This is a genomic window from Phytohalomonas tamaricis, from assembly GCF_003012345.1.
GTDB lineage: Bacteria > Pseudomonadota > Gammaproteobacteria > Pseudomonadales > Halomonadaceae > Phytohalomonas > Phytohalomonas tamaricis.
The window spans coordinates 135631-157691 of record NZ_PVRV01000021.1; the positions used below are offsets into that span (position 1 = coordinate 135631).

22 protein-coding genes are annotated in these 22061 nt (G+C 55.7%); 9 read left to right on the forward strand and 13 right to left on the reverse strand.

All coding sequences use genetic code 11. From position 1 onward, the window contains the following. Positions 1 to 100 precede the first annotated feature (100 nt). Positions 101 to 1237: a Fic family protein gene (locus tag C3Z11_RS10395; protein WP_106477889.1), complete on the reverse strand. Its 1137-nt coding sequence runs from the start codon at positions 1235 to 1237 to the stop codon at positions 101 to 103. Positions 1238 to 1707: 470 nt separating this feature from the next. Between C3Z11_RS10395 and C3Z11_RS17300 the strand changes: the two genes are divergently transcribed. After that, positions 1708 to 1965: a hypothetical protein gene (locus tag C3Z11_RS17300; RefSeq protein WP_394810208.1), complete on the forward strand. Its 258-nt coding sequence runs from the start codon at positions 1708 to 1710 to the stop codon at positions 1963 to 1965. A 225-nt stretch (positions 1966 to 2190) separates the two neighbouring features. Here the strand turns inward: C3Z11_RS17300 and hpxZ are convergent, their stop codons facing one another. The 8 genes from hpxZ to C3Z11_RS10440 are packed head-to-tail and all read right to left on the reverse strand — an operon-like array spanning position 2191 to position 10449. Beyond that, entirely contained in the window at positions 2191 to 2610 is a 420-nt protein-coding gene (hpxZ, locus tag C3Z11_RS10405) for an oxalurate catabolism protein HpxZ (protein WP_106477891.1), read from the reverse strand. After that, entirely contained in the window at positions 2588 to 3283 is a 696-nt protein-coding gene (locus C3Z11_RS10410; protein ID WP_106477892.1) for a cysteine hydrolase family protein, read from the reverse strand. The genes hpxZ and C3Z11_RS10410 overlap by 23 nt, the downstream gene beginning before the upstream one ends. Further along, on the reverse strand, positions 3280 to 4311 hold the full coding sequence (locus C3Z11_RS10415) for a formamidase (RefSeq protein ID WP_106477893.1): 1032 nt from the start codon (positions 4309 to 4311) through the stop codon (positions 3280 to 3282). Before C3Z11_RS10415 ends, C3Z11_RS10410 begins: the two co-directional genes overlap by 4 nt. Beyond that, a complete protein-coding gene (locus C3Z11_RS10420) occupies positions 4308 to 5768 on the reverse strand; it encodes an amidase (RefSeq protein WP_106477894.1) in 1461 nt (486 codons plus the stop codon). The genes C3Z11_RS10415 and C3Z11_RS10420 overlap by 4 nt, the downstream gene beginning before the upstream one ends. 60 nt (positions 5769 to 5828) lie before the next feature. Continuing rightward, positions 5829 to 7115, reverse strand: a complete 1287-nt coding sequence (locus C3Z11_RS10425) for a purine-cytosine permease family protein (RefSeq protein ID WP_106477895.1) — start codon at positions 7113 to 7115, stop codon at positions 5829 to 5831. Between the two features lie 50 nt (positions 7116 to 7165). Next, a complete protein-coding gene (gene biuH / locus C3Z11_RS10430; RefSeq protein WP_106477896.1) occupies positions 7166 to 7861 on the reverse strand; it encodes a biuret amidohydrolase in 696 nt (231 codons plus the stop codon). A gap of 21 nt (positions 7862 to 7882) precedes the next feature. Beyond that, positions 7883 to 9730: an allophanate hydrolase gene (gene atzF / locus C3Z11_RS10435; protein ID WP_106477897.1), complete on the reverse strand. Its 1848-nt coding sequence runs from the start codon at positions 9728 to 9730 to the stop codon at positions 7883 to 7885. After that, positions 9727 to 10449, reverse strand: a complete 723-nt coding sequence (locus C3Z11_RS10440; RefSeq protein WP_106477898.1) for a GntR family transcriptional regulator — start codon at positions 10447 to 10449, stop codon at positions 9727 to 9729. The genes atzF and C3Z11_RS10440 overlap by 4 nt, the downstream gene beginning before the upstream one ends. A gap of 510 nt (positions 10450 to 10959) precedes the next feature. On the opposite strand from C3Z11_RS10440, the gene C3Z11_RS10445 reads away from it, so the two are divergent. Beyond that, complete coding sequence (locus C3Z11_RS10445) at positions 10960 to 11148, forward strand: hypothetical protein (RefSeq protein ID WP_106477899.1); 189 nt, start codon at positions 10960 to 10962, stop codon at positions 11146 to 11148. Between the two features lie 24 nt (positions 11149 to 11172). On the opposite strand, the gene C3Z11_RS10450 is transcribed toward C3Z11_RS10445, so the two are convergent. Then, on the reverse strand, positions 11173 to 11724 hold the full coding sequence (locus C3Z11_RS10450; protein WP_106477900.1) for a hypothetical protein: 552 nt from the start codon (positions 11722 to 11724) through the stop codon (positions 11173 to 11175). Between the two features lie 388 nt (positions 11725 to 12112). Then, entirely contained in the window at positions 12113 to 13012 is a 900-nt protein-coding gene (locus C3Z11_RS10455; RefSeq protein ID WP_262927349.1) for an AraC family transcriptional regulator, read from the reverse strand. A 180-nt stretch (positions 13013 to 13192) separates the two neighbouring features. Here C3Z11_RS10455 and C3Z11_RS10460 point away from each other — a divergent pair, with 180 nt between their 5' ends. Genes C3Z11_RS10460 through C3Z11_RS10470 form a run of 3 tightly spaced genes read left to right on the forward strand, consistent with a single transcriptional unit; the run spans position 13193 to position 15341 of the window. Next, a complete protein-coding gene (locus C3Z11_RS10460) occupies positions 13193 to 13936 on the forward strand; it encodes an SDR family NAD(P)-dependent oxidoreductase (RefSeq protein ID WP_106477901.1) in 744 nt (247 codons plus the stop codon). Positions 13937 to 13965: 29 nt separating this feature from the next. Then, positions 13966 to 14367 carry a VOC family protein gene (locus C3Z11_RS10465; RefSeq protein WP_106477902.1) on the forward strand — a complete coding sequence of 134 codons (402 nt, stop codon included), beginning with the start codon at positions 13966 to 13968 and terminating at the stop codon, positions 14365 to 14367. Further along, positions 14364 to 15341: a saccharopine dehydrogenase family protein gene (locus C3Z11_RS10470; protein ID WP_106477903.1), complete on the forward strand. Its 978-nt coding sequence runs from the start codon at positions 14364 to 14366 to the stop codon at positions 15339 to 15341. Before C3Z11_RS10465 ends, C3Z11_RS10470 begins: the two co-directional genes overlap by 4 nt. Positions 15342 to 15377: 36 nt before the next feature. Here C3Z11_RS10470 and C3Z11_RS10475 read toward each other — a convergent pair whose 3' ends face one another. Next, the gene (locus tag C3Z11_RS10475; RefSeq protein ID WP_106477904.1) at positions 15378 to 15980 is read right to left on the reverse strand and encodes a TetR/AcrR family transcriptional regulator; all 603 of its coding nucleotides are present in this window, start codon (positions 15978 to 15980) and stop codon (positions 15378 to 15380) included. A 176-nt stretch (positions 15981 to 16156) separates the two neighbouring features. Here C3Z11_RS10475 and C3Z11_RS10480 point away from each other — a divergent pair, with 176 nt between their 5' ends. The 4 genes from C3Z11_RS10480 (at position 16157) to C3Z11_RS10490 (ending at position 20971) form a co-directional block, all read left to right on the forward strand. Continuing rightward, complete coding sequence (locus C3Z11_RS10480) at positions 16157 to 16897, forward strand: SDR family NAD(P)-dependent oxidoreductase (RefSeq protein WP_106477905.1); 741 nt, start codon at positions 16157 to 16159, stop codon at positions 16895 to 16897. A 52-nt stretch (positions 16898 to 16949) separates the two neighbouring features. Next, complete coding sequence (locus C3Z11_RS10485) at positions 16950 to 17351, forward strand: VOC family protein (RefSeq protein ID WP_106477906.1); 402 nt, start codon at positions 16950 to 16952, stop codon at positions 17349 to 17351. Between the two features lie 127 nt (positions 17352 to 17478). Beyond that, positions 17479 to 17649, forward strand: coding sequence for a proline racemase family protein (locus tag C3Z11_RS17075; RefSeq protein WP_262927350.1), 171 nt, complete (start codon positions 17479 to 17481; stop codon positions 17647 to 17649). A 976-nt stretch (positions 17650 to 18625) separates the two neighbouring features. Continuing rightward, a complete protein-coding gene (locus C3Z11_RS10490; protein WP_106477907.1) occupies positions 18626 to 20971 on the forward strand; it encodes a DNA polymerase II in 2346 nt (781 codons plus the stop codon). 260 nt (positions 20972 to 21231) lie between these two features. Here C3Z11_RS10490 and C3Z11_RS10495 read toward each other — a convergent pair whose 3' ends face one another. After that, a complete protein-coding gene (locus C3Z11_RS10495) occupies positions 21232 to 22005 on the reverse strand; it encodes a hypothetical protein (RefSeq protein ID WP_158700999.1) in 774 nt (257 codons plus the stop codon). Between the last annotated feature and the right edge of the window lie 56 nt (positions 22006 to 22061).

The window sequence follows — 22061 nt, forward strand, 5'->3', positions numbered from 1 at the left end:
GCTGCTACTCGCACCACAGATAGCCATTCTTGGCTTAAGCCTTTGGTAGCCACATTTAATACCGATGGAAATATGAGTCTTCCAGTTCAGATATACGCTGTTAACTGGTAGCAATACGATATCGCGTGCTCCGTCCACCGCCTGGCAGTTTCTCGATGCAGCCTTTCTCCAGCAGGTCAGCTAGATGTCGCGTAGCGGTGGCCTTGCTCACCTTGGCGACCTTCTGATATTGCGCAGCGCTGATGCCATTCTCGAAGCCCCGCTCGCCGCCATCAAGCAGGCGGTTAAGTACTTTGATCTGCGCTATCGCCAGCCCCTGGTTATTGTAGCGCTGCCAGAAGCGCGCCTTGACGAGTGTGCGGTCAATGCCGGCTAGCGCTTCCTGCAGCGTGGAGATCAAAGTATCGAGGAACCATGCCAGCCAATCACTCAGGTCAAGCGTACCGCGTTGGCTTGCCTCAAGAGTGAGGTAATAGTCCTGACGACGCGCCAGGATAGCTGCTGACATGGCATAGAGCCGGATACTCTGATGGTCAGCTTGAGCCAGTGCCCGGTCAGCAATGGCACGGGCCAGACGACCATTGCCATCCTCAAATGGATGTACCGTGACAAAACGGAAATGAGCAATACCGGCACGCAGGATAGGATCTAATGCGGGATCGTGCCGACTCGCATCGAACCATTCTAGAAATGCTGACATTTCAGCATCGAGCACGTCGCGAGGTGGCGCTTCGAAATGTATCCGAGGGTTGTCGATGCGCCCCGAAACCACTTGCATTGGCTCATTGCCCCGCCACTGTCCCACGCGCAACGGGCCCAGCATGGTCCCGGCCCCCGTATCGGGAAACAACCAATGGTACCATTGAAAGAGCTGTTCACGGTTCAATGCATAATCCGGTTGGCCAATGGCATCAAGTAGCATTTCGGCAAGGCCTTCGGAGCGAGCTGAAATCGCTCCTGCATCGTTGTCGACGCCAAGCCGCCGTGCCAGTGATGAGCGTACCGAGGCCACATTGAGTCGCTCACCCTCGATGGCTGAGGAGGTAACGATATTCTGTAGCAGAGTATCGAGCGTCAATGCCGGATCGTTGCGGTCATGTAAGCTCCCGACCCGACCCAGCAGGATGCCTAGGCTACGCCAGGTTTCATGCAACCTCGGCTGGATCACTTCATCTTGCCAATAGAAATTGGGCCAGCCGGGCTGTTGCCAGATCCATGCGTTGTTTTGCAGTGTCATAGCACCCTCGAGAAGAGGCAACTTGAGCCGAATAAACTAACTATTCAACTCATATTTTGAGCCGAATAATGGCATTTTTTGGCTCAGGGTGCCATGGATAAGATGGAGTTCAAAAGATGCGTGTTGTGGATCTCCCAATGTCGCTTGATTAAATCTACAAACGCTTTGTCGAAGCCGATGAGGTGTTTGAAATGCTTCTTGAGATGCGGCCAAACTGACATTCTCGTCAATGTCGTCAGCCCGTTCGATCTGGTGCCTAATGGACTCTCTGTTTCTGGGTAATGCTCTATCATGTCAAAGCCTGCTGGGGATAGCCGCTATCCTGGCGGGTCTGGCACCGGTATTCCGGTAGATGTCGATACTTCAGAAGTAATGAAGAATATCCGCTGGCCTACTATATCGTATGCATTCTACCGATGCTGTTGGGCTTGAGCGGAACTGTCGATCAGATCGGACGGCATCCGCTGATGATGGCGGCGTTGTGTCTATGTCTGGTGGCCACATCGGTGACCCTCTTGGCACCTGGGCTTATTACCCTGGGCATCGCCCGTTTCTTGATAGGCATCGGTACCGCGCTGACCTCAGCCGTTGCGCCAACGTATATGCTCGAACTGTACAAGAGAAAGGATACTCGGGTCCGGCGAATTGGGTGGCGACGAGCACCTCGCTGGGCTTTGGCCTTGACGCCGCAGTCACCAGCCTGTTTGTTTTACAGGTGCCCAGCCTGACCTCACCCAGTCTCTAGTTATACCTCGGTGCAGGAAGCCTGGCACTGTTACTGGTACTCGGTTTGTAAGGTACTAATGAACGTCGGCAAATGGTGATGCTACGTTTACCAGCGTATCCGGCCGGTACCATTCTCGGTTTTGGTCACTTGCAACATTCTTTGGTCTGGGCACTGTTGGGTATACCTGCCTTCTTGCCTTGTTTTACCTCCCTCCACATTCATCAATTTAAACAAACTCATCTTCGCTAGGCTCCAGTGTGCTGAGATCAACGCTAACGTGCGCTGCGACGACTTTCCATTGTTCGCTGAAGCGCACCCATGTCTGCATTTGTCGGCCAGTGCGAGAGGTCTCGCCATCTCTAAACTCAGTACTTACCGTTGCGTAATCGTGACCGAAAGTAGTGATGACTGTATTGCGCAGTTTGCGTTTTGGGCCTACTGGCTGGCAAATGCGCCGGTAGGCGGCGATCGCTCTAGCGCCATAGAGATTCTCAGCAACGCCGTAGCGTACAGTGTGCATCGAGTCCCAGAAGTAGCTATCTAGCGTGGCTAACTCGTTAGCCACCAATGCGCGCTCATAGTCCTCGAAGGCGGCTTTTACAGCGGCCACGACTTGGGGAATGTTAACGGTTAGGAATGCTGTCATGACTCATATCCTTGCGCAGGGCGGCCTGTAAGGCGGCAAGTGGGGCCGTGCACCCGACTATGCCGCCCTGGGCCACGATCATGTCTAATGTGGCCTGCTTGAAAGCGGGGAAGTAGCTCTCGGTCGCTTCTTCGATTAATAGGCAGGAATAACCGCGATCATTGGCTTCCCGCATGCTGGACTGCACACAGACTTCGGTGGTAACACCTGCAAAGACAAGATGGGTGATCTGCCGAGACGCTAACTTTTCGGCCAGGCCAGTAGCGTAGAACATGCCCTTGCCCGGTTTATCGATCACCCACTCATCAGCTATCGGCATCAGTTGTGGAATGATCTGATTGCCAGGCTCGCCACGTATCAAAATACGTCCCATGGGCCCCATATCGCCGATACGAAGGCCCGGTTGGCCGTTCGCGTGCTTGGTCGCCGGACAGTCCGAAAGATCGGGCAGATGGGACTCACGCGTATGAACGATCAGCATGCCATGATCACGGGCCAAGCCCAGCAGGCTTTCCACGTTGGGCACAATCGCCTGCAGGGGAGATGCATCATTGCCCAGCGCCGCGCCGAAGCCTCCCGGCTCAAGGAAATCGCGCTGCATATCAATAACGACCAAGGCGGTGCTGGCAGGACCGAAAGAGAAGATATGCGGTTTGGCGTCGACGTGGATCATAAGCCGTCTCGCTGCTTAGAGGCCGAGCGATTACCCGCATACGTATAGGTACGCTCTGGTGGCGCAAATCCACACGGCGTGCCATCGGTTACCTCTACAAGCTCTTCCCAAGGCAGGCGGTAACGGCCCGCTACCAGATCTTGCATGTAGGTGTAAGGGCAATCTTGAGCGCCGCCTTCAACAGCTACATAGCCGCGATGGCCAAACTGATAGATATTGTTTTCTACTCCCCAGCCATGACGTGCCTCATCAATCAGGTCTGGGCGGATTTCAGCGGTAATAATCTCATCCACCAATCCGTTGCCCTCGGCCAAAGGCACGCCATCGAAGTTAATGATCGAACCTTCACCCATTGAGTTGAACGTCCCATCAGAGCCGGCTAGGCAAACATTGGCAGTAGCCATGAGATTACAGAAGGCATTGGCTTGGTTAGTAATGCGCCAGGCATGTCGAATTGGCGAGGTATAACCAGCGGTGCGCAGGGCTACATGGGCGCCCTTATAGGCACATTCGCGTGCCATTTCGGGAAACATCCCATCGTGACAGATAATCAGTGCCAGCTTGGAGCCATTAGGGCCATCGCAGATGGGGATGCCCAGATTGCCAGGCTCCCACGGTTCAACCGGTACCCAAGGGTGAAGCTTGCGGTAGTTGAGACGAATTTCACCTTGATCATCGATGATTAATCCGGTGTTGTAAGGGTTACCTTCAGGGTTGTACTCCATGATCGAGAAGCAGCCCCAGATAGCGTGCTGCCGACAGGCGGCACGAAACTGCTCGACTTCAGGCCCATCTACCCGGCACATCAGCTCATCCCGCGTATCCATGGACAATCCGTGCAGCGAATACTCAGGAAACACGACTAGATCCATGCCAGCATTCTGCCGACGTGCCTTGCCCACCATGTCGCAGACTCTGCGTGTCTGGAACGCTAGGTCGTCCGGCGTTTCAACGAGAGGTAGCTTTAGTTGAACCATGCCAATGACAACGCCGTGCCGTGACTTGTTGAGGCCACCCAGTCCGCTCATACCAAAACTCCTGTCTGTTTTTCTGAAGCATTGCAAAGAGACGGCCATTTCGCGGCCCAGGGAGCCGCCTGCTCGTATGCCGCGGCAGCGGCGAGCACACTGGTATCGTCAAGATGTTGTCCTACCAGCTGCAAACCGACCGGAAGACCATTGGGAGTCCAACCGGCAGGAACTGAGGCTGCGGGCTGACCGGTCATATTGAAGGGGAAAGTGAACGACAGCCATTGGGTAGGCGGTACCATACGGCCTTCGACCCTCTCCGGTCCCTGCATATGAATCGGGAAGGGCGGCACCGTCAACGTCGGCGTGATGAGTAGATCGAATCCCTGCATCATGCGCCACATGCGGTTGCAAAGTGCCTTGCGCTCACGATTGGCCGCGGTAATGTCTTCAGCCCGCCAGGGACGTTTGAGGAAGTCGACCAGATGCGGTGACATTTCAGACCCGTACTCCGCCAGCATCGTACGCATCCCCTCTAAATCGCTGTCTCCGGCGACAATGCCCCAGAAGGCATCAAAGGGGTCTTTCCAGTCCGGCATCACCACTTCAATATGGCAGCCAAGCTCACGCTCAAAGACTTCAAGCGCACTAAGTACCAACTGTCGGACTTCGGAATCAACGGCGACATAACCAAAGTCCTCACTGAAGGCGATGCGCTTGCCGTGAAAGTGCTGCTTGATTGCGCCCAACCAGTCGATGTCATTGGGAATTGAATGGCGATCGCGTGGATCGGGGCCGGCCATGACCGACAGCATTAGGGCGCTGTCACGTACGCTGCGGGTCATGGGACCGATATGCTCGAGCGTCTCCCAGCTCGACAGGCCGGGATAGCGTTCGTCCCGACAACCTGGATAAAGCGGCACCCGCCCCATCGAAGCTTTCATGCCGAACAGGCCACAGTGGGCGGCAGGAATGCGCACCGAACCGCCGCCATCGCTGCCCACGGCCAGAGGCGTCATCCCTGTGGCTACGCTTGCGCCGGAACCCGCACTAGAGCCGCCTGGTGTTAGGTCAGGATTCCAGGGGTTGCGGGTGGTCTCGAAGATAGGGTTGTGACCCACCCCGCTATAGCCGAACTCCGGGACGTTGGTTTTGCCGACCACGATGGCCCCGGCGGCCTTAAGACGCTCAACAACAACGTCATCTTCATCAGGTACGAAGTCACGATAGGCGGCTGAGCCCCCGGTGGTACGCACGCCACGAGTTGCAACCAGATCTTTTATGGCAACCGGAACGCCGGCCAGTGGGCCGACGTCTTCGCCGCGAGCAAGACGGCTATCGATGCGCTCGGCATCGGCCAGCGCCTGTTCATTGGTCAGAGTGCAGAAAGCATGTAGCGTACTGTCTAAGGTTTCAATGCGCTCTAGACTCGCCTGCGTCATTTCGCGGGCGGAGACTTGTCGGCTACGTATAAGCTCAAGACGTGCAACAGCATCCAGCTTCCATAGCTCTTCCATGGTGTTACCTCCTCAACGAATCGACAGGTCGTAGTTCTTGAACAATGAGGATGCAATTCATTAGTCGGTGCCCAGCCGTGTGCTTGCCGTACGGGGGGCGCTTGCAGCATCCAGCAGCCAATGCGCTGCAAAACCGACCAACATGGCAACCACAGCGACTGAAAGCTGAGCAGCCCAGATATTAACAATGGCAGCCACCACAATAGCGAGCACCCAGCCACTGAGAGCAGCACGCGGGTTTGGCTCGAGCGTTAGGCCGTTACGCCAGAAGTGAGCAATGATCACACCACCAATCCCGGGTACCACGATACCCAGCAGGCTCAGCCACTCGATCAGTAGATCCCAGACGCCCGCGGCGGCAGCAACCGTGCCGATGGTCCCGAAGATGATAGTCATCACCTTGAAGCGACGGCCGGCGATTTCACTCCAGCCGGTTGCGGCGTTATATAGACAATGCATGGTGACCGAGGCGCAGTTCACAACGAAGAATGCGGCGGCAATCGGCACCAACCAACTTGCTTGTCCTGCGACTACGGCAGCAAAGTTTCCGTCACTGGCAGTCCCTGCCGCAGTGACAATGGCGCCCAATAGCATCGAGATGCCGTTAGCGAGTGGGAAGGCGCTAGCTGTTGCAATCAGCGCGTGACGTGGACTTTTGGCCCAGCGGGTAAAGTCAGCTGTTAGCGTGCCGGAGTCGATGAAAAGTGAAATCACCATGGTGATGCCGACACCGATGCTCAGCGCGCTGGCATCCGGGCTCCCTGCAAAACTGGTAATGCTCGCCCAATCATGTTGGTTAAGGGTAATGACCACCGCGGCAATACCCATGAGGATGAAGAAGGGCACGGAGATAGCACCAACCACGCTAAGCGCACGTACGCCCATCATGGTCAATGCCGTGAACAGCGCTCCGGTCACTAGACTCGACAATGTTGCGGACCATCCCAACATATCGTGGAGTCCCTGGCCCGCTAATCCTGTTTGTACGGCGAACCAGCCCACCACTAGCGTCGATAGGAAACCAGAAACCAAACGGGCAGCACGGTGTCCAAATACCCCACGAGAGAGCAGTGAGAACGACCTCCCGGTCCGTGCAGCCACGGCGCTTTGTGCACCAACATAAGCAAACAGGATCAGGTTTCCGATTACGATTGTCATTAATGCTGTGGAGAAGCCCATAGCATTAGCCAACTGACTGCCTAAAAAACCACCAGTCACCACGAGCGGAAAGCCGATCCATACCAGTGTCACTGAAAGCAGCGAATGACGACGATGAGTAGGGACCGGTTCGTGTTCGAACTCATTGCCAGAAGCCGGGGGGTTATGGGTATGCGTGGACGGATTCATGGGATTATCCTCTGTTGTATTTGTCGTGGTATGCGCTGGTCACTGCTCAATCAATCTTCGCCCAGTGCCGCTAACAGTTTTGATGACGGTGCGGTGGCGCCGAAGATACCCCCTTGCATATTGATCATGCTGATCGCCGCCTCCTTGTGACGCTCATCGGTGGCGCCGGTACAGTCGGTCAGCATTAGACACTCAAAGCCCCGATCGTTGGCTTCGCGCATGGTGGTATGGACGCACACATCGGTGGTGATGCCCGCAATGATCAGATGGGTACGACCACAAGTGTGCAGCACATGCTCGAGATCGGTGGAGTAAAACGAGCCCTTGCCAGGCTTGTCGATAACGATTTCACCATCGGCTGGAGCCAGTTCAGGAATGATCTCCCAGCCGGGTTCGCCACGGGTTAATACGCGGCCACACGGGCCAGGCTGGCCGATGGCGGCGCCGATCTGTTCGCTGCGCCAGAGCTTGTTTGCAGGAAGATCCACCAGCTCAGGGCGATGGCCTTCCCGGGTATGAATGATCATGGCCTCAGGGTGTTTACGTAGGGCAGCAAGCACGCGTTGTAACGGCTCGACCGGGGCACGGGTCAGTGACAGGTCATAGCCCATACGGTCGACGTAGCCGCCCGGGCCACAGAAATCGGTCTGCATGTCGATGACGATCAGGGCTACGTGCTCCAGCGACACTTGGCCATCAAAGGGCCAGTGGTAGGGGCTGGCCTCCATAGAAATCTGTCGGGTCATGGCAACACTCCTATTGCAGGGTTAAAGGGAAAGCGCCGAGTCGGTGGCCGTCATGGGGGATGCGCTAGCCTTGGCCTGTAGCCACTGCCGCCAGCCACCGTGTTGCGTAATGTCTTGGGTGCCGTCGAGTTCTGCCAAGGCATCAGCAGCAGCGATAAAGCCGCATATCCACCGACCATCGGCCAGCTCGACCTTGCCGAGCCCCAGCGGTGAAGCAATGCCAGATAGCAGACTGCCTATGGATTCAATGGGGAGACGCCAGATTTCGACATCGATAGCGTGGCCATTAACATCGTCGCGCACCATGGCCGGGCGTGCCGGCTCGCCAGGTAGCGCGAGCAGGCGATAGCTGGCAGCACTCTTGGTCTGCGAGAGTAAATAGCCGCGTCGATCGGCCAGCTGATGGTTGAGCGGCAGCCCCTCGAGATGCGCACCGCAGACGACAAGCTCTAACGTGCCATCACTTGCCGGTGGTAAGAGCGCAGGGTGGCTGCGCGGGATATCGGTCGCGCCCAGCGGCAGCGCGAGTGATGATTCGAGAACCCGGCTCACGCTTAGCAGAAACAGATCTTTGAAGGCCGTGCCAAACAGCGTGACGCCCTGGGGCAGGCCGTCAGCCAGGCGTATGGGGACCGCCAGGGCACTGTAGTCCAGCAGATTCATGAAGTTAGTCCAGCGGCCCAGCTGAGAGTTGAGTCCAATAGGGTCGTTGGCCACCTCCGTCTTGGTGGGGTGGGTAACCACCGTCGGCGTTAACATCACATCGACCCGGGCAAGCTGTGCATCAGACAGACGCTTGAACTCAGCCAGTTTATAGCGGGCATCAAACGCATCGACGGCCAGCGGTGTGCGGCCACTTTCGATAATTTGTCGAGTGACGGGATGCAGCGCCTCAGGTGTGCTATCGATCAGCTCGCGCACGGCGTGATAGCGCTCGGCGACCCAAGGTCCTTCATAGAGCAGGCGAGCCGCTGCCAGCATGGCGGAGCAGTCAATCTCTACGCGCTCGCCACCGAGCGCTTCCAACTCACGTATCGCGATGCTCATCGCCTCGGCATGGGCTACGTCGGTTTGCCATTGCGCCTCGAACGGGACACCAAAGCGGAACGAGGCGGTCGGTTGACCATAGCGCTTGCCGGCAACGGCGAAGTCATAGGGCCGGGACCAGGCGCATTGGGGATCGAAGCGGGCGGCGACGTTAAAGACCGCATAGGCGTCATCAGCGGTCAGGGTAAAGAGACTGATGGTATCCAACGTGGCACAGGCGGGCACTACACCCCGGTTGCTGAGCAGGCCGAGCGTCGGCTTCAGGCCAAACAGGTTATTGAAACTGGCCGGTACGCGTCCGGAGCCCGCCGTGTCAGTCCCCAGGGCAAAGCTGACCTGGCCACTTGCCGTGGTGACGGCCGAGCCACTGCTGGAGCCACCCGGAATATAGTCGGGGTCAAAGGCATTGCCAGGTGTGCCATATTCCTCGGGGCTGCGTTCACCCACGAGGCCAGTGGCAAATTGATCGAGGTTGGTCTTGCCCATCGGAATGGCGCCGGCCTGGATCAGCTGCTGCACTACGAAGGCGCTTTCCGCGGGGGTATAGGCATAGGCGGGACAGGCTGCAGTCGTCGGGATGCCCGCCAGATCAATATTGTCTTTGATGGCGAAGGGAATGCCGTAAAGGGGCAAGGTCTCGGTGGATTCACCCTGCAGCCGCTGCAGGTAGGGCTCAAGCTGCGGGCGCGTGAGGCGGGTAATCCAGGTGGAATCGGTCCCGACGTTCTTCGCATTGCGCAGCAATTGATCGATGAGTGTCGCTGGGGTCAATTCACCGGCGCGGTAAGCCTTGTGCAGCGCAGTGATAGTAAGATCCATCATGAGTTGGAGTTCCTGTTGGCATCCGGACGCGCATGCGACTCGACAAAGGTTTGAGAGACGGTGCCTACCGAGAGGACATGACGACGTGCGGCTTCGGCAGCGCCAACGGCATCGCCCGCCACGATGGCGTCGACGATCGCCTCGTGTTCGATGAAAGAGCGCTCCGGACGATGGCTGACCTGGAACTGGGTATGGCGGAAGGGCTGCAACCGGGCCCGTGTCGCCCGGGTCAGCTCGATCAGATAAGCGCTGCGCGATCCTTCGTAGAGCCGCGAGTGAAAATCGTCATTGAAATCGGTATAGGCCTGGGGCGAGTGGCTATGGCTCAAGGTACGTGAAGATTCATGGAGGACACTAAGCGCGCGACGTTCCTCCAAGGTCATGCGCTGCGCGCACAGCCCTGCACATGACGCTTCGAGTTCGGCCATCGCCTCGAACATGCTGAGCAGCCGTGACTCTGAAATGCATGCAGTTACGACGCCCCGGTTAGGTCGGCGCTCTACCAAGCCCATCGCAAATAGGTGGCCAAAGGCCTCACGGACTGGGGTACGGGATACACCAAAGCGGTCGGCAATCGACTTTGCACTAAGACGTGTCTCAGGTGGCCATTGTCCGGAGACGATCTCTTCAGACAAGATTCTGACCATATCGTCCACCGTGGTGCCTTCTCGCACCAACGTGCGGGCAGTTGCTCTTGAGGCGCTTTCCTGTTGGCTCATGATGGTGTCTCTTTCCGCTGTGCCTGGCTCACCACGCTCTAGAAGCAATGGCAGCCGTCATCGTTCGAAATGTATGCACTACAGATGCCAAGAGAAGGGAAAACCCTTTTCCAACAAGGACAAGGTGATGTTAGGCAGGTGGAATAGAGGTAAATGATAAAAGTGCATGCACTTTTAGAATGCATTAAAAGCAGGACGCGCACTTGAATTGCGCTACTAGCTAATAGGTAAATGCAGCTAATAACGGCTATCGTCATGCTGATTTGGCGACAACACAAAGAATAATGACCAGCAGCATCGATTACATACCATGTAGCTCTCGGTGATCGAGCTGCCCCGCCATGGCAGCGCCTGGCTGGCTGTCAGCTCGCATTGGTGGTAATGGCTATCATCGGTGTGGGTGTAGGCGTGATCGCATTCACCCACTATGCTGACGAAAGTGCTAGGGCGCTCAGCAACCAGACGGAGCTGGCCAATACGTCAATCGAATAACTCCAGCGGCTGGCGTATATGTTGAACATGGTAGGCGTTGAGCAGGACAGGCTCTCGAAAATCCTAAAGGACACGAACGATCGCGTTGGTGACTCCCTTAATACCGGTTACATCGAGATGACCGACTTCTTCGCGAAGATCGCGCCGCAAAGTGACGTGGTTTTCGAAAATTACTCTGAGTTTTCGGGCGGCGAGGCAATGGCATAAGGCTGAATAACAAAACCCTTAGATTCAGATTCCTTGGTTAAGGAAATCAGCAAGCCAGGAAAATTTTTGTTGTAGATCGTCGTCAGCATAGTCTTGTTTTTCATCGCTGTGCCCAGCCAGATAGAGATCCATTATCCAGCCCTTGCAATCTTCATCTGTCAGAGTGGCTCTTTGAATTTCTAGCATGGGCGTAAATGCCTGGTGAGACATGAGAGGGCTTTCGAGCATGGCGTTCAGTAGGTTACCGGCAAGCATCATGCAATTGGATTGATGAGCAAAAAGTGCACGATCCTGAAAGTAAAAGCCTAGGGCGCAGCAGGATAAATACCCTTGTTCATCATCCTGCCAAGTGAGAATACGTGCAGACTCGAACGCATTCCCTTGCTGATTGATTTTTAATAAAGCCTCCTGCATTCGAGGAAAGGCGCTGACTTCCGGTATCTGCTTGACCTGCTCCGGAAAGTCTACAAGGCGGCGGTACGGGAATGCCTCTCCGTTCTCACTGGTGTCAGTGCCGTAGGGGATATTGATCTCACCATCATCAAGACTGATACGCAATTCAGTTCTCTTTTCCATTCTTCGTCCCCTATTCAGTGCCGTCATCTAACAAGGATGTCGTTTTCTACAGCGTGCGCCCTGACGCGTTTGATCAGTATTGGTTGAAAATCCCGTAATGCTTTGGCCGGGCCGCTTCCTGTTCGATGACAGGAAGTTACGTGGCATTGAAAAACTTTGATATTAATACGTCAGCCCTTTTTTACCTTCCTATCTTCATCGGTACACGTGTCAACATGGCATCGACGCCTCGTTCCGGCCCGAATTTTGCTGCTTCTATAGTTATCTAGGAGTAGGCGACGGTTCAGGTGCTTGCCGAGCATACCGAGACGTTCTATCCAAAGCTTGAGCACCTTATTTAAATAACCGTGATCGTCAAAGCAGTGAGCATTTACCGAAGCTACAAAGCTCACTGGCTTTTCATCTCCTGTAGGATTCTCGAAGTATCTCGGGCGGGAGGAAGCCCGAATACCCGCGTGTAATCACGGCTGAACTGTGTCGCGCTTTCATAGCCGACCTCAAAGGCCGCGCCGGTGACGCTTTTAGCACTGGCCACCATGAGCGTCCGAGCCTGAAGCAATCGAACCCGTTTTTGATACTGGATTGGACTCAGCGTAGTCACAGCTTTGAAGTGACGATGAAAGGCGGATACGCTCATCGCCGCTTTCTGCGCTAGAGCCTCCACTCTGATTGGCTCGGCGAAGTCCCGGCGGATCCACTGAATGGCCTGGCTTACTCGCGCCATGGCGGTATCCGGTGCCGCGATTTCCCGTAGCATCCAACCATGGGGGCCTTGCAGGACGCGGTAGAGAATTTCCCGCTCGTACACGGGCGCGAGGGCCGTTATCTCTTCAGGCCTGCCCATCAATCGCAGCATGCGCAGCCATGCGTCCATCAATTCCGGCGTGACCGCAGCCACCGAAAATCCTGCATTGTTGTCGTTCTCGCTCTCGTTATGCCGGGCGGGCGAGGGCAGGTCGGTCAGCAACGTCGAGAGTACCGCGGGATCAAGCGTCAGGCTCAGTGCGAGATAGGGCTCCCCCGAAGCCGCAGGATGTACCGTGCCTACCGCCGGCAATTCGATGGACATGACGAAATACGTGGCCGGGTCGTAGCGCAGCGTGCGGTCGCCAACGGTCATCGTCTTACTGCCCTGCAGGATCAGGTTGATCATCGGGTCGTAGACGGCGGCCAGCATGTGTTCCGGGATCTCGCCCTGTACCATGGCCACACGCGGGATGCCCGTTTCCGTACGGCGATTCTCGGCCCTGGACGCCAGGGAGCGAAGCTCGAGCAATTGATCGTTCATGGCGGGCAGTTGGTCGTTTATGGCGAGTGGTTGGTCGTTTATGGAGAGGTATGCTGATCCTCGGTGCGCGCCTGCGCAAGTGAAAAGCAGAAACGGGCAGGTTTCGAGCAGGAACGGCTGAGCCCACGATGACGGTAAGGGTTACGGTGAACACCTATCTCATCTACACCGGAGTACCTTATGGGCGTTATCGTCATCACCGGAGGCAGCCGTGGCATTGGGGCCAGTGCTGCCGAGCACTGTGCCCAGCGGGGCATGGGGGTCATCCTCACCTACAACAGCAACGCAGACGCCGCGCAATCGATCGTTCAGCGTATCGAGTCCGCCGGCGGCAAGGCCGTCGCACTGAAGCTCGATGTCGCTGACATCAGCAGTTTCGAGGCGTTTCGCGAAACGGTGAAGCTGACGCTACAGACAAACTGGGGCATCAACACCTTGAGCGGTCTGGTCAATAACGCCGGCTATGGTTTGTTCAACCCGCTCGAGTCGATTACCGAGTCCCAATTCGATGGCCTGCTGAATGTCCACCTCAAAGGCCCATTCTTTCTCACCCAAGCCTTGCTCTCGTTGATGGAGGAAGGTGCCAGCATCGTCAATCTGACCAGTGCCACTACGCGTGTAGCGACGGCAGGCGTAGCGCCTTACGCCGCTTTCAAGGGTGGGCTGGAAGTACTTACCCGTTACATGGCCAAGGAATTTGGTGATCGACAAATACGTGCCAATGCCGTCTCGCCGGGGGCGATTCGCACCGAGTTGGGCGGCGGCCTGAACGACGAGTTTGAGGCTTTGCTGGTCTCTCAGACGGCGCTTGGCCGCGTCGGCGAGCCGCAGGACGTTGCCCGCATTATCGCGATGCTGTTGTCCGAAGAAAGCGGCTGGATCAACGGACAGGCCATCGAAGTCGCTGGCGGCTACTGCATCTAACTCTGCATCTGAGTCCAGGAGGACACCGCATGCTTGACCATCTATTTCTTTCCGTCAGCGACATCGAACGCTCGATTCGTTTCTACGAGGCCGTGCTCGCCCCGCTAGGGATCACGGCGCGGCTCGATTACGACGGGAAAGACGGCCCGCCGGGCCACCCGGATCTCAAGGGTTTCGGCGCCAATGGCCGGATGTTCTTCTGGCTACGTGAGGGGGTGGTCGAAGGGCAGGCCGTTCACGTCGGTTTCGTGGCAAGCAACAAGGCAGAAGTCGAAGCGGCCTACGCCGTGGCCATCGAGAACGGCGCCAGCGACAATGGCGCGCCTGGGACACGACTGCATTACGATCCCAACTACTACGCCGCCAACGTTCTGGATCCCGATGGCTACAGTCTCGAATTCGTGTACAAGAACTGGCAGCACGCCCAATGAAAAAACTACTGATCTACGGCGCGACCGGCTATACCGGCCGCATGGCAGCAGAGCGTGCCAAAACGTTGGGGCTCGAATTCGAGATAGCCGGGCGCAACCAGCAAAGGCTGGCGCTCCTCGCTGAACAGTTGGATGTTCCGTTGCGAGTATTTACTGCCGATGTGGAGGCAGCGCAAGCCTTGGCCGGTATCGATGTGCTGCTGAACTTCGCAGGCCCGTTCGCGCAAACGGCGGCGCCATTGATGCGGGCATGCATCAGCGCCGGTGTCGATTACCTGGATATCACCGCCGAGATCAACGTCTATCGGCTGGCGGAACAGTTGGGCGCCGAAGCGGCGAAAGCCGGCGTCATGCTGCTGCCCGGTGTCGGCTGGGACGTGGTGCCGACCGATTGTCTGGCAGTGCACGTCGCGCAGCGTGTGCACGACCCGTTGTCACTGAGCGTGGCGCTTCAGGTTCCCGGCATCATGTCGCGGGGCTCCGCCATGAGTGTCAGCGAGATCATCGGCGCGGGCCTGATGGCGAGGGTCGACGGCCATCTCGTTCCGACCCCCGATGCGCAGCCGCGATACTTCGATTTCGGTGAGGGCCTGGTGCAGTGCGCGCCGCTGTCGTTCGGTGATTTGGTAACCGGCTGGCACTCTTCCGGCATTCCCAATATCGCCATGTTCGTGCATGTCAGTGGCGATGCTTTCCCCGAAGGCGACCTATCGCAACTACCTGCTGGCCCGACCGCGGAGCAACGCGATACCCACCGAGCCCGCGCGGTGGTCGAGGTGACGGGGATTGATGGCACGGTGGCTCGATCGTTGATCGAAACCGTCAACGGCTATTCCTACACGCCGCTGGCGGCCGTAGAGGCCGCGAGCCGGGTACTCGAAGGGGAACGTCGACCCGGTTTCGAAACCCCGGCGCAGATATTTGGTGGTGGATTCGCCGAGACGATCGAAGGGACGATCATCAAGGATCTATGAAGATAGACGCAACTAATCTCGCGACGGCTTCACTGCTCAGGAAGCCGCGGTGGACTCGCTGGCCTCCAGTTCTCGAGCGATAAATCGGCCAGCGGCCTGTGCGACTTCCATGAGGCGTTTGGACGACATGCCGTTGCAAGCCGAGGCCGACAGCCCGCGCAAGGTGACTGCAATATAGTCGGCCAGTGCCTGGGCATCCTGCGGGTGAACCTCGTCGAGGTAAGCACGAATGGCCTGGATCCCGCCATGGGCAAGATTCTCGGCCATCTGGCGTGCGGCCTGATCATTCGCTCGCATGCCCTCTGTAATCATGCAGCCACGCAATATGCTGTCTCGACCGTATTGTTTGGCAGCTGCGAGTAGCAATGCCGAAATCGCTTCGGCGGGAGGTCGGTCAGGCGCCAGAAGTTCGTCCAGCGGTAGCGAATTTTCGTGTGCATAACGCAGCATCGCCCGCTCGAACAACGCTGCCTTGCTGCCGTAGGCGGCATAGAAACTTGGGGGGTTGATGTCCATGGCTGCGGTCAGATCAGCAAGACTGACCGCATCATAGCCACGTTCATGAAAAAGCGCCTGAGCTATAGCGACACCCGCTTCTCGATCAAAGGCAGAACGGCGTTGTCGAGTCTTTTCGTTCATGGAGACCTCGCTAGGTAAGAAACTCAGTGTAGCGACCGCTACATCCAGGATCAAACGTATGGTCAGATAGCGATTTATATAGTGGTCACTAAATAAACTGCGTGACACGCACCGGCTATGTAGTGTTCACTACATATGCATTTCTCATCTACATTCCTTCGCTCAGGTATATCTCCATGCAATTCAAAGACAAGGTTGTGCTGGTTACCGGTGGGTCATCAGGTTTGGGGCTCGCGATTGCGCAGGAGTTCGCCGAGCAGGGCGCTCGAGTGGTCATTACCGGGCGCCGGCAGGAGCAGTTGAATGAAGTCGTAACCAGCCTGGGCGATGATGCGGTCGCCATTGCAGCCGATGTTTCGAACGCCTCCGATTTGGCAGGTCTCTTTAGCCGTATCGAGTCGCTCCATGGCCGTATCGATATCCTGGTCGCCAATGCCGGGATGGGAGAAATCACGCCGCTGGGTACGATCACCGAAGCGACCTTCGATCGAGTTTTCAATACCAACGTAAAAGGGGTGACGTTTACCGTCCAAGGCGCGCTGCCCCTTATGCCCAAAGGGTCCAGCATTGTCATCATCGGTTCCACTGCCTCGATGAATCCCGGCCCTGGCTTGAGCGTCTATGGCGCGACCAAGGCTGCCCTGCGAGCCATGGTCAGAAGCTGGATTCTGGACATCAAGGGTTCCGGCATCCGGATCAATCTCCTCAGTCCCGGCCCTGTCGATACGCAATCTCTGCGAAGCATGCTGGCCGATGACGCGGAGCAGATCATTCAAACGTTCAGCGAAAAAAGCACGCTGGGACGGATAGGCGAGGCGCACGAAATCGGCAAAGCCGTGGCGTTCCTAGCGAGTGATGCCTCGAGCTATATCAACGGCGTCGAGTTGTTCGCCGATGGTGGGGCGTCTCAGGTGTGATCAGCTTTCGAGACGTTTATCCATACCACTGGAACCACAGCGTACAACAACCATGACCATTCTCGACCACATCGAATTTGCCGTGCGCGACGCCGAAGTATCGCGGCGCTTTTACGAACTTGCCCTCGCGCCTCTGGATATCGTCCGGGTCATCACCGTCGGGCCCGAGCGTACCCGCACAGGGGGCTCGCGCCACGGTTTCGGCAAGGATGGCTATCCGAGTCTCTGGATTCATGACAACGAGCCCCCAGGAGCCGGCACACATATTGCCTTCGCAACTCGGGATCGCGCCATCGTCGATGCTTTCTACCAGGCCGCACTGAAGGCTGGCGGAGTCGACAACGGACCGCCCGGCGTCCGAACACACTACCACAAGCATTACTATGCGGCGTACGTATTGGACCCCGACGGCATCAATGTGGAAGCGGTATGCCAGGACTCTACTATCCCATGACGGTAGGAGAGCTTCGATGATCGAATGAAAGAGCGCTTTTTCATTCGTGCCGAATTTCGTCCCGAGAAAAATGATTTCAGTGTTGAGGCCTCTCAGGAGACCTTCACCGCGCGCCGCTGAATACGATATGCGTAGCCCTACCGGCTCCGGAGTCACGGCGCGAATGGTGGATACCCTTTCCCTGGGTACTCAAGACGCTGTACGCGTTCAGGTCTCGGGCAAGGCCTTCTACTCTGGCCGTGCCACTTTCATCTTCGATGAAGGTGATGAATTGGGACAAGGTTTCTTATGCCGCTAGGGCTGCCTTTCCCTAAATGCTACAGCCGTGTTTTCGCACGGCTGCACCTGCGAGAAGATGACCGCATGGATGGTCGATTCCACCTCGATACAGGCGCACGCGCTACTATTGAGGGTGAAAAGAGCAGCGAAAAGCTGCTTGGCAGTGGCTTGAGGAGGTAGTGGCCCAGTTGGAGCCAGTCAAAGAGGCTTTGGCGGTTAGCATGGGCGGCTTTAAGTCTGCGGAATATGGGGGCATTCGGCTGACCCGGTCGGTAAAGAAGGATGCCGTATGGCCCTAACAGGGCAAGGCATGCCAAAAGATATACTCGATCCTGACGCGCGGCGCATGGTTAGGTGAGAACGTTGATAATCTTGGCAATATTATCTATCCCACACCGCCGCATAACGGGTATTTCTGACCAAACTCAACGCTGGTCTTGGCCAGCGTTTTTTCTTTCTGCTCACAGTTATTGATATTCCCAATATTTGGCTCAGCGCTCTAAAACATGGTCATAAAGCATTCTACGTAGGCGCTGGTAATGGTACCGGATTGGTTGTGGTAGATAAGCCCCAGGAATCAGGGGGCGATTTAGGAGTATGTAGATATTCAGCAGTATAAGGCTGTACTGACCAATAGAGTCTAAACCGTCCCTGTTACTTTCGCTTTTCATCTGGAAGAAGAACAGCTCTCGGGCGTTGGTCTTCTGAACACTCCCGGGTCGTAACGAACAACCCGAGATGCGCTCGGCGCGCCGCGAGGGGATGCGAAAGCGGTCGTAGACGCTCCATGGTCAGCATAGTCCTCCGGTAACGATGCTGAGGGCAAGAGGCCCAGACGTACTGTTAAGCAGTTAATTTTTGAAGGCTGTTATCCACTCAGCTGACCTGCCCAGAGTAGTTTTCCCTGCTGTCGAGTTGTCCGATAGCGATTAATCCACCCTTCAAGCCGAGAGGCGTCCGGTATAATCAGTGACTACATCCATGCGGACATATCGGTGAATACACAACAGGGCTTCGTGCTCACCCGGCATTGGCGGGATACTGCGGCAGGTACGGAGGTAGAGTTCTGGCTCGCTACGGACACGGGGCCCGTTCAGGTATCCTTGCCCTATCAATCATCTGTTGCTTTTATCCCGGCAGAGCAGTGCGATCAGGCGGCGGCACTTATCAGGCGTGAGACTGATGCAGAGCTGCGTATCCTTGCTCTATGCGACTTCAGGCACCGTCCGGTACTTGGCTTATACTGCTCGACCTATCGCCAGCTCACCGGGCTAGTCGACCGGCTCAAGGGCGCTGGGGTCGATGTCTACGAGGCGGATATCCGCCCCCACGAGCGCTATCTGATGGAGCGCTTTATCACTGCGCCAGTCTTGTTCAGTGGGGAGCCAGATCACAGTGGTAGGTTTCGCCATGCCCTGCTTAAACCAGACCCCGATTACCGGCCGCAGCTGAGACTGGCCTCGCTGGACATCGAAACCAGTGAGCGTGGAGAGCTCTACTGCATCGGCATCGAAGGCTGTGGCGTTCGTCAGGTCTATATGCTGGGGCCTGCCAATGGCAGTAGTGAGACTCCGGAATTTGATCTGGAATACTGCGATAGCCACGCCGCTTTACTTGAGCGGCTCAATGAGTGGTTTGCCCGATATGATCCGGACGCCATTATTGGCTGGAACGTTATTAACTTTGATCTACGTGTGCTTCAGGAGCATGCCAACAAATTAAAGATTCCGCTGCGTCTGGGGCGTGAAGGAGGCGAGATCGAGTGGCGTGACGGGCGCTTTGCCTCTGCCCCAGGCAGGCTATTGATCGATGGCGTCGAAGCACTGCGCTCGGCCTTCTGGAGCTTTCCTTCATTCAGCTTGGAGAATGTCGCTCAGACCCTCCTGGGAGAAGGCAAGGAGATCGATAACCCCTATTCGCGCATGGCATCCATCAACCGCATGTTTGCTCAGGACAAGCCAGCGCTGGCGCAGTACAACATCAAGGATTGTACGCTGGTCCTACGTATCTTTGAGAAGACGGATATTCTGGCGTTTCTGCTGGAGCGCGCCAGTGTCACAGGGCTGCCCGCTGACCGGCATGCAGGCTCTATTGCCGCATTTAACCACCTTTATCTGCCGCTCATGCATCGGCAGGGTTTTGTGGCGCCCAATGTTGGGGAAAAACCGTCCGAGTCGAGTCCTGGCGGTTTCGTAATGGATTCTAAACCGGGCCTCTACGAGTCGGTGGTGGTGCTCGACTATAAGAGCTTGTACCCCTCGATCATTCGCACCTTTCTGATTGACCCCGTGGGACTGGTTGAAGGCCTGCGCCAGCCAGACGATGCTTCTTCTGTACCAGGCTTTCGTGGTGCCCGCTTCTCACGTACCCGTCACTGCTTGCCGGCAATGGTCGAGCGCGTATGGAACGGACGGGAAGCCGCCAAGCGCGAGGGTAACAAGCCGCTTTCTCAAGCCCTGAAAATCATCATGAATGCTTTCTACGGCGTGTTGGGCGCAAACGGCTGCCGGTTCTTTGATCCACGTCTGGCTTCTTCAATTACGATGCGTGGCCACGAGATCATGCACCAAACCCGAGAGTTGATCGAAGCACAAGGATATAAGGTTATCTACGGAGATACGGATTCCACCTTTGTCTGGCTGGGAAAGGCTCATGCTGAAGCAGAGGCGGCACAGATTGGCCACTCTCTGGTGGAAATGATCAATCGGTGGTGGCGCACTACCTTGGCCCGGGAACTGGGCCTTATCAGTGCGCTTGAGCTGCAATTCGAGTCGCACTTTTGCCGGTTCCTGATGCCCACCATCCGCGGAGCCGAGGAGGGGAGCAAGAAGCGCTACGCCGGCCTGATCTGTAAGCAGGACGGTACAGAAGAAATGATGTTCAAGGGACTTGAAACGGTACGCACCGATTGGTCGCCGCTGGCGCAGCGGTTCCAGCGCGAGCTATACCTGCGCATCTTCAAGGGCGAGCCCTATGAAGCCTACGTGCAAGAATATGTGCAGCGGACATTGGCAGGCGAACTGGATGAGTTGCTGATTTTTCGTAAGAAACTGCGCCGACGACTGAATGACTACCAGCGCAATGTTCCCCCGCACGTACGCGCCGCCCGCATTGCCGACGCCTACAATGAACAGCTGGGTCGGCCTCGGCAGTACCAGCGCGGTGGTTCAATCCAATACGTAATGACAGTAGCGGGCCCTGAGCCGCTTGAGGTCAGGACTGCACCGCTCGACTACGACCATTACATCACAAGGCAGCTGGCACCGATCGCAGACGCCATCCTACCGTTTGTGGGAGACCGCTTTGCTAGACTCATCGATGCTCAGCTGGATCTCTTTTAATAGGTATTACATTATTCTGTAGGCCTAGATTCTAACCATAATAAGGTGATGTATACCTATTGCAGAGTCGATACCTGCTTTGTATCCATGCTTTGCTCTTACTATCAGCGATCCCACTGTGTAACACGATGGCATATTGCACTGAAAAGAGGCGCAGTTTGATGGTTTTAGCGCCGGCAAGATGGCATTGGAATTATAGTTATTGAGTATCAAATGAGGTTAATACGCAGTTGAAGTGTCCCTTTCGAACCTACGAATAATTAATCCTTATATATACAATTAGGTGGTAATATTTCCGGCTTGGTGGGTGAGGAAATCCAATTAGCTATAAACCAATCGTGGTGAAGATTGCCATTCTTATCGAAGATATCCCTTCCTTGAGATAAATCTATGCTATAGGTTATTAACTCCCTTTTTATTCCTGTAAATAAAACCGCATTAATAGCAGCACCAGCGCCATAGTTTTTTTCGAAAAATTCATTTACGTTATCTACAAAGTAATTTTCAGCGATTGTGATTGGGCTGTCAGGGGGAAGTACATGTATGTCATCAAGTACCCGGCCATTTAGCCATTCTGCTATACCATCGAGTGCTATCCCTTGAGACAATGTCACCCAAACAGCCTCTCCTGGTTTCACAATGATAGGCGTATTTGAGTTTGGTTCAGAACTTAAAGTGCATCTACCAAAAGTACCTGCTCTGCCTATATGTGCTTTTAAACTATTAATTATATTCATCTCAGCTGAGGTTAGTATTATATTTGATTCATTGAAATTTCTGACTAAGATTTGAAGGAACACTTCATTTCTCTCGGCCGGAATTGTTGATGTCGGCAGGAAAGGCTTAAGGCGTGCCTCAATCAATACCAAATCATCCCCGTTGTCTTTAGTGATATCTGATATAGAAGTAATTATGCCAAGTCCATTATTAGCAAGTCCTACCAAGCCAACAATAAATGCGACTAATACGGTAAATGCTTTATTGGACCGAATAAATTTATACATAGTACGAATTGTTAGTTTTAGTTTTCTCAATGAGTCAATCCCTTATTAATTCCATAAAAATTGTATCCTGAGTAGTCGTATCTTGA

Bases quoted from the DNA above. Each gene is read 5' to 3' on its own strand.
- C3Z11_RS10425 (WP_106477895.1), bottom strand. From the start codon at position 7,115: ATGAATCCGTCCACGCATACCCATAACCCCCCGGCTTCTGGCAATGAG.
- C3Z11_RS10410 (WP_106477892.1), bottom strand. From the start codon at position 3,283: ATGATCCACGTCGACGCCAAACCGCATATCTTCTCTTTCGGTCCTGCC.
- C3Z11_RS10395 (WP_106477889.1), bottom strand. From the start codon at position 1,237: ATGACACTGCAAAACAACGCATGGATCTGGCAACAGCCCGGCTGGCCC.
- atzF (WP_106477897.1), bottom strand. From the start codon at position 9,730: ATGATGGATCTTACTATCACTGCGCTGCACAAGGCTTACCGCGCCGGT.
- biuH (WP_106477896.1), bottom strand. From the start codon at position 7,861: ATGACCCGACAGATTTCTATGGAGGCCAGCCCCTACCACTGGCCCTTT.
- C3Z11_RS10450 (WP_106477900.1), bottom strand. From the start codon at position 11,724: ATGGAAAAGAGAACTGAATTGCGTATCAGTCTTGATGATGGTGAGATC.
- C3Z11_RS17075 (WP_262927350.1), top strand. From the start codon at position 17,479: ATGCGTAGCCCTACCGGCTCCGGAGTCACGGCGCGAATGGTGGATACC.
- C3Z11_RS10465 (WP_106477902.1), top strand. From the start codon at position 13,966: ATGCTTGACCATCTATTTCTTTCCGTCAGCGACATCGAACGCTCGATT.
- C3Z11_RS10455 (WP_262927349.1), bottom strand. From the start codon at position 13,012: ATGAACGATCAATTGCTCGAGCTTCGCTCCCTGGCGTCCAGGGCCGAG.
- C3Z11_RS17300 (WP_394810208.1), top strand. From the start codon at position 1,708: ATGGCGGCGTTGTGTCTATGTCTGGTGGCCACATCGGTGACCCTCTTG.
- C3Z11_RS10420 (WP_106477894.1), bottom strand. From the start codon at position 5,768: ATGGAAGAGCTATGGAAGCTGGATGCTGTTGCACGTCTTGAGCTTATA.
- C3Z11_RS10440 (WP_106477898.1), bottom strand. From the start codon at position 10,449: ATGAGCCAACAGGAAAGCGCCTCAAGAGCAACTGCCCGCACGTTGGTG.
- C3Z11_RS10470 (WP_106477903.1), top strand. From the start codon at position 14,364: ATGAAAAAACTACTGATCTACGGCGCGACCGGCTATACCGGCCGCATG.
- C3Z11_RS10475 (WP_106477904.1), bottom strand. From the start codon at position 15,980: ATGAACGAAAAGACTCGACAACGCCGTTCTGCCTTTGATCGAGAAGCG.
- hpxZ (WP_106477891.1), bottom strand. From the start codon at position 2,610: ATGACAGCATTCCTAACCGTTAACATTCCCCAAGTCGTGGCCGCTGTA.
- C3Z11_RS10480 (WP_106477905.1), top strand. From the start codon at position 16,157: ATGCAATTCAAAGACAAGGTTGTGCTGGTTACCGGTGGGTCATCAGGT.
- C3Z11_RS10485 (WP_106477906.1), top strand. From the start codon at position 16,950: ATGACCATTCTCGACCACATCGAATTTGCCGTGCGCGACGCCGAAGTA.
- C3Z11_RS10415 (WP_106477893.1), bottom strand. From the start codon at position 4,311: ATGAGCGGACTGGGTGGCCTCAACAAGTCACGGCACGGCGTTGTCATT.
- C3Z11_RS10460 (WP_106477901.1), top strand. From the start codon at position 13,193: ATGGGCGTTATCGTCATCACCGGAGGCAGCCGTGGCATTGGGGCCAGT.
- C3Z11_RS10445 (WP_106477899.1), top strand. From the start codon at position 10,960: ATGTTGAACATGGTAGGCGTTGAGCAGGACAGGCTCTCGAAAATCCTA.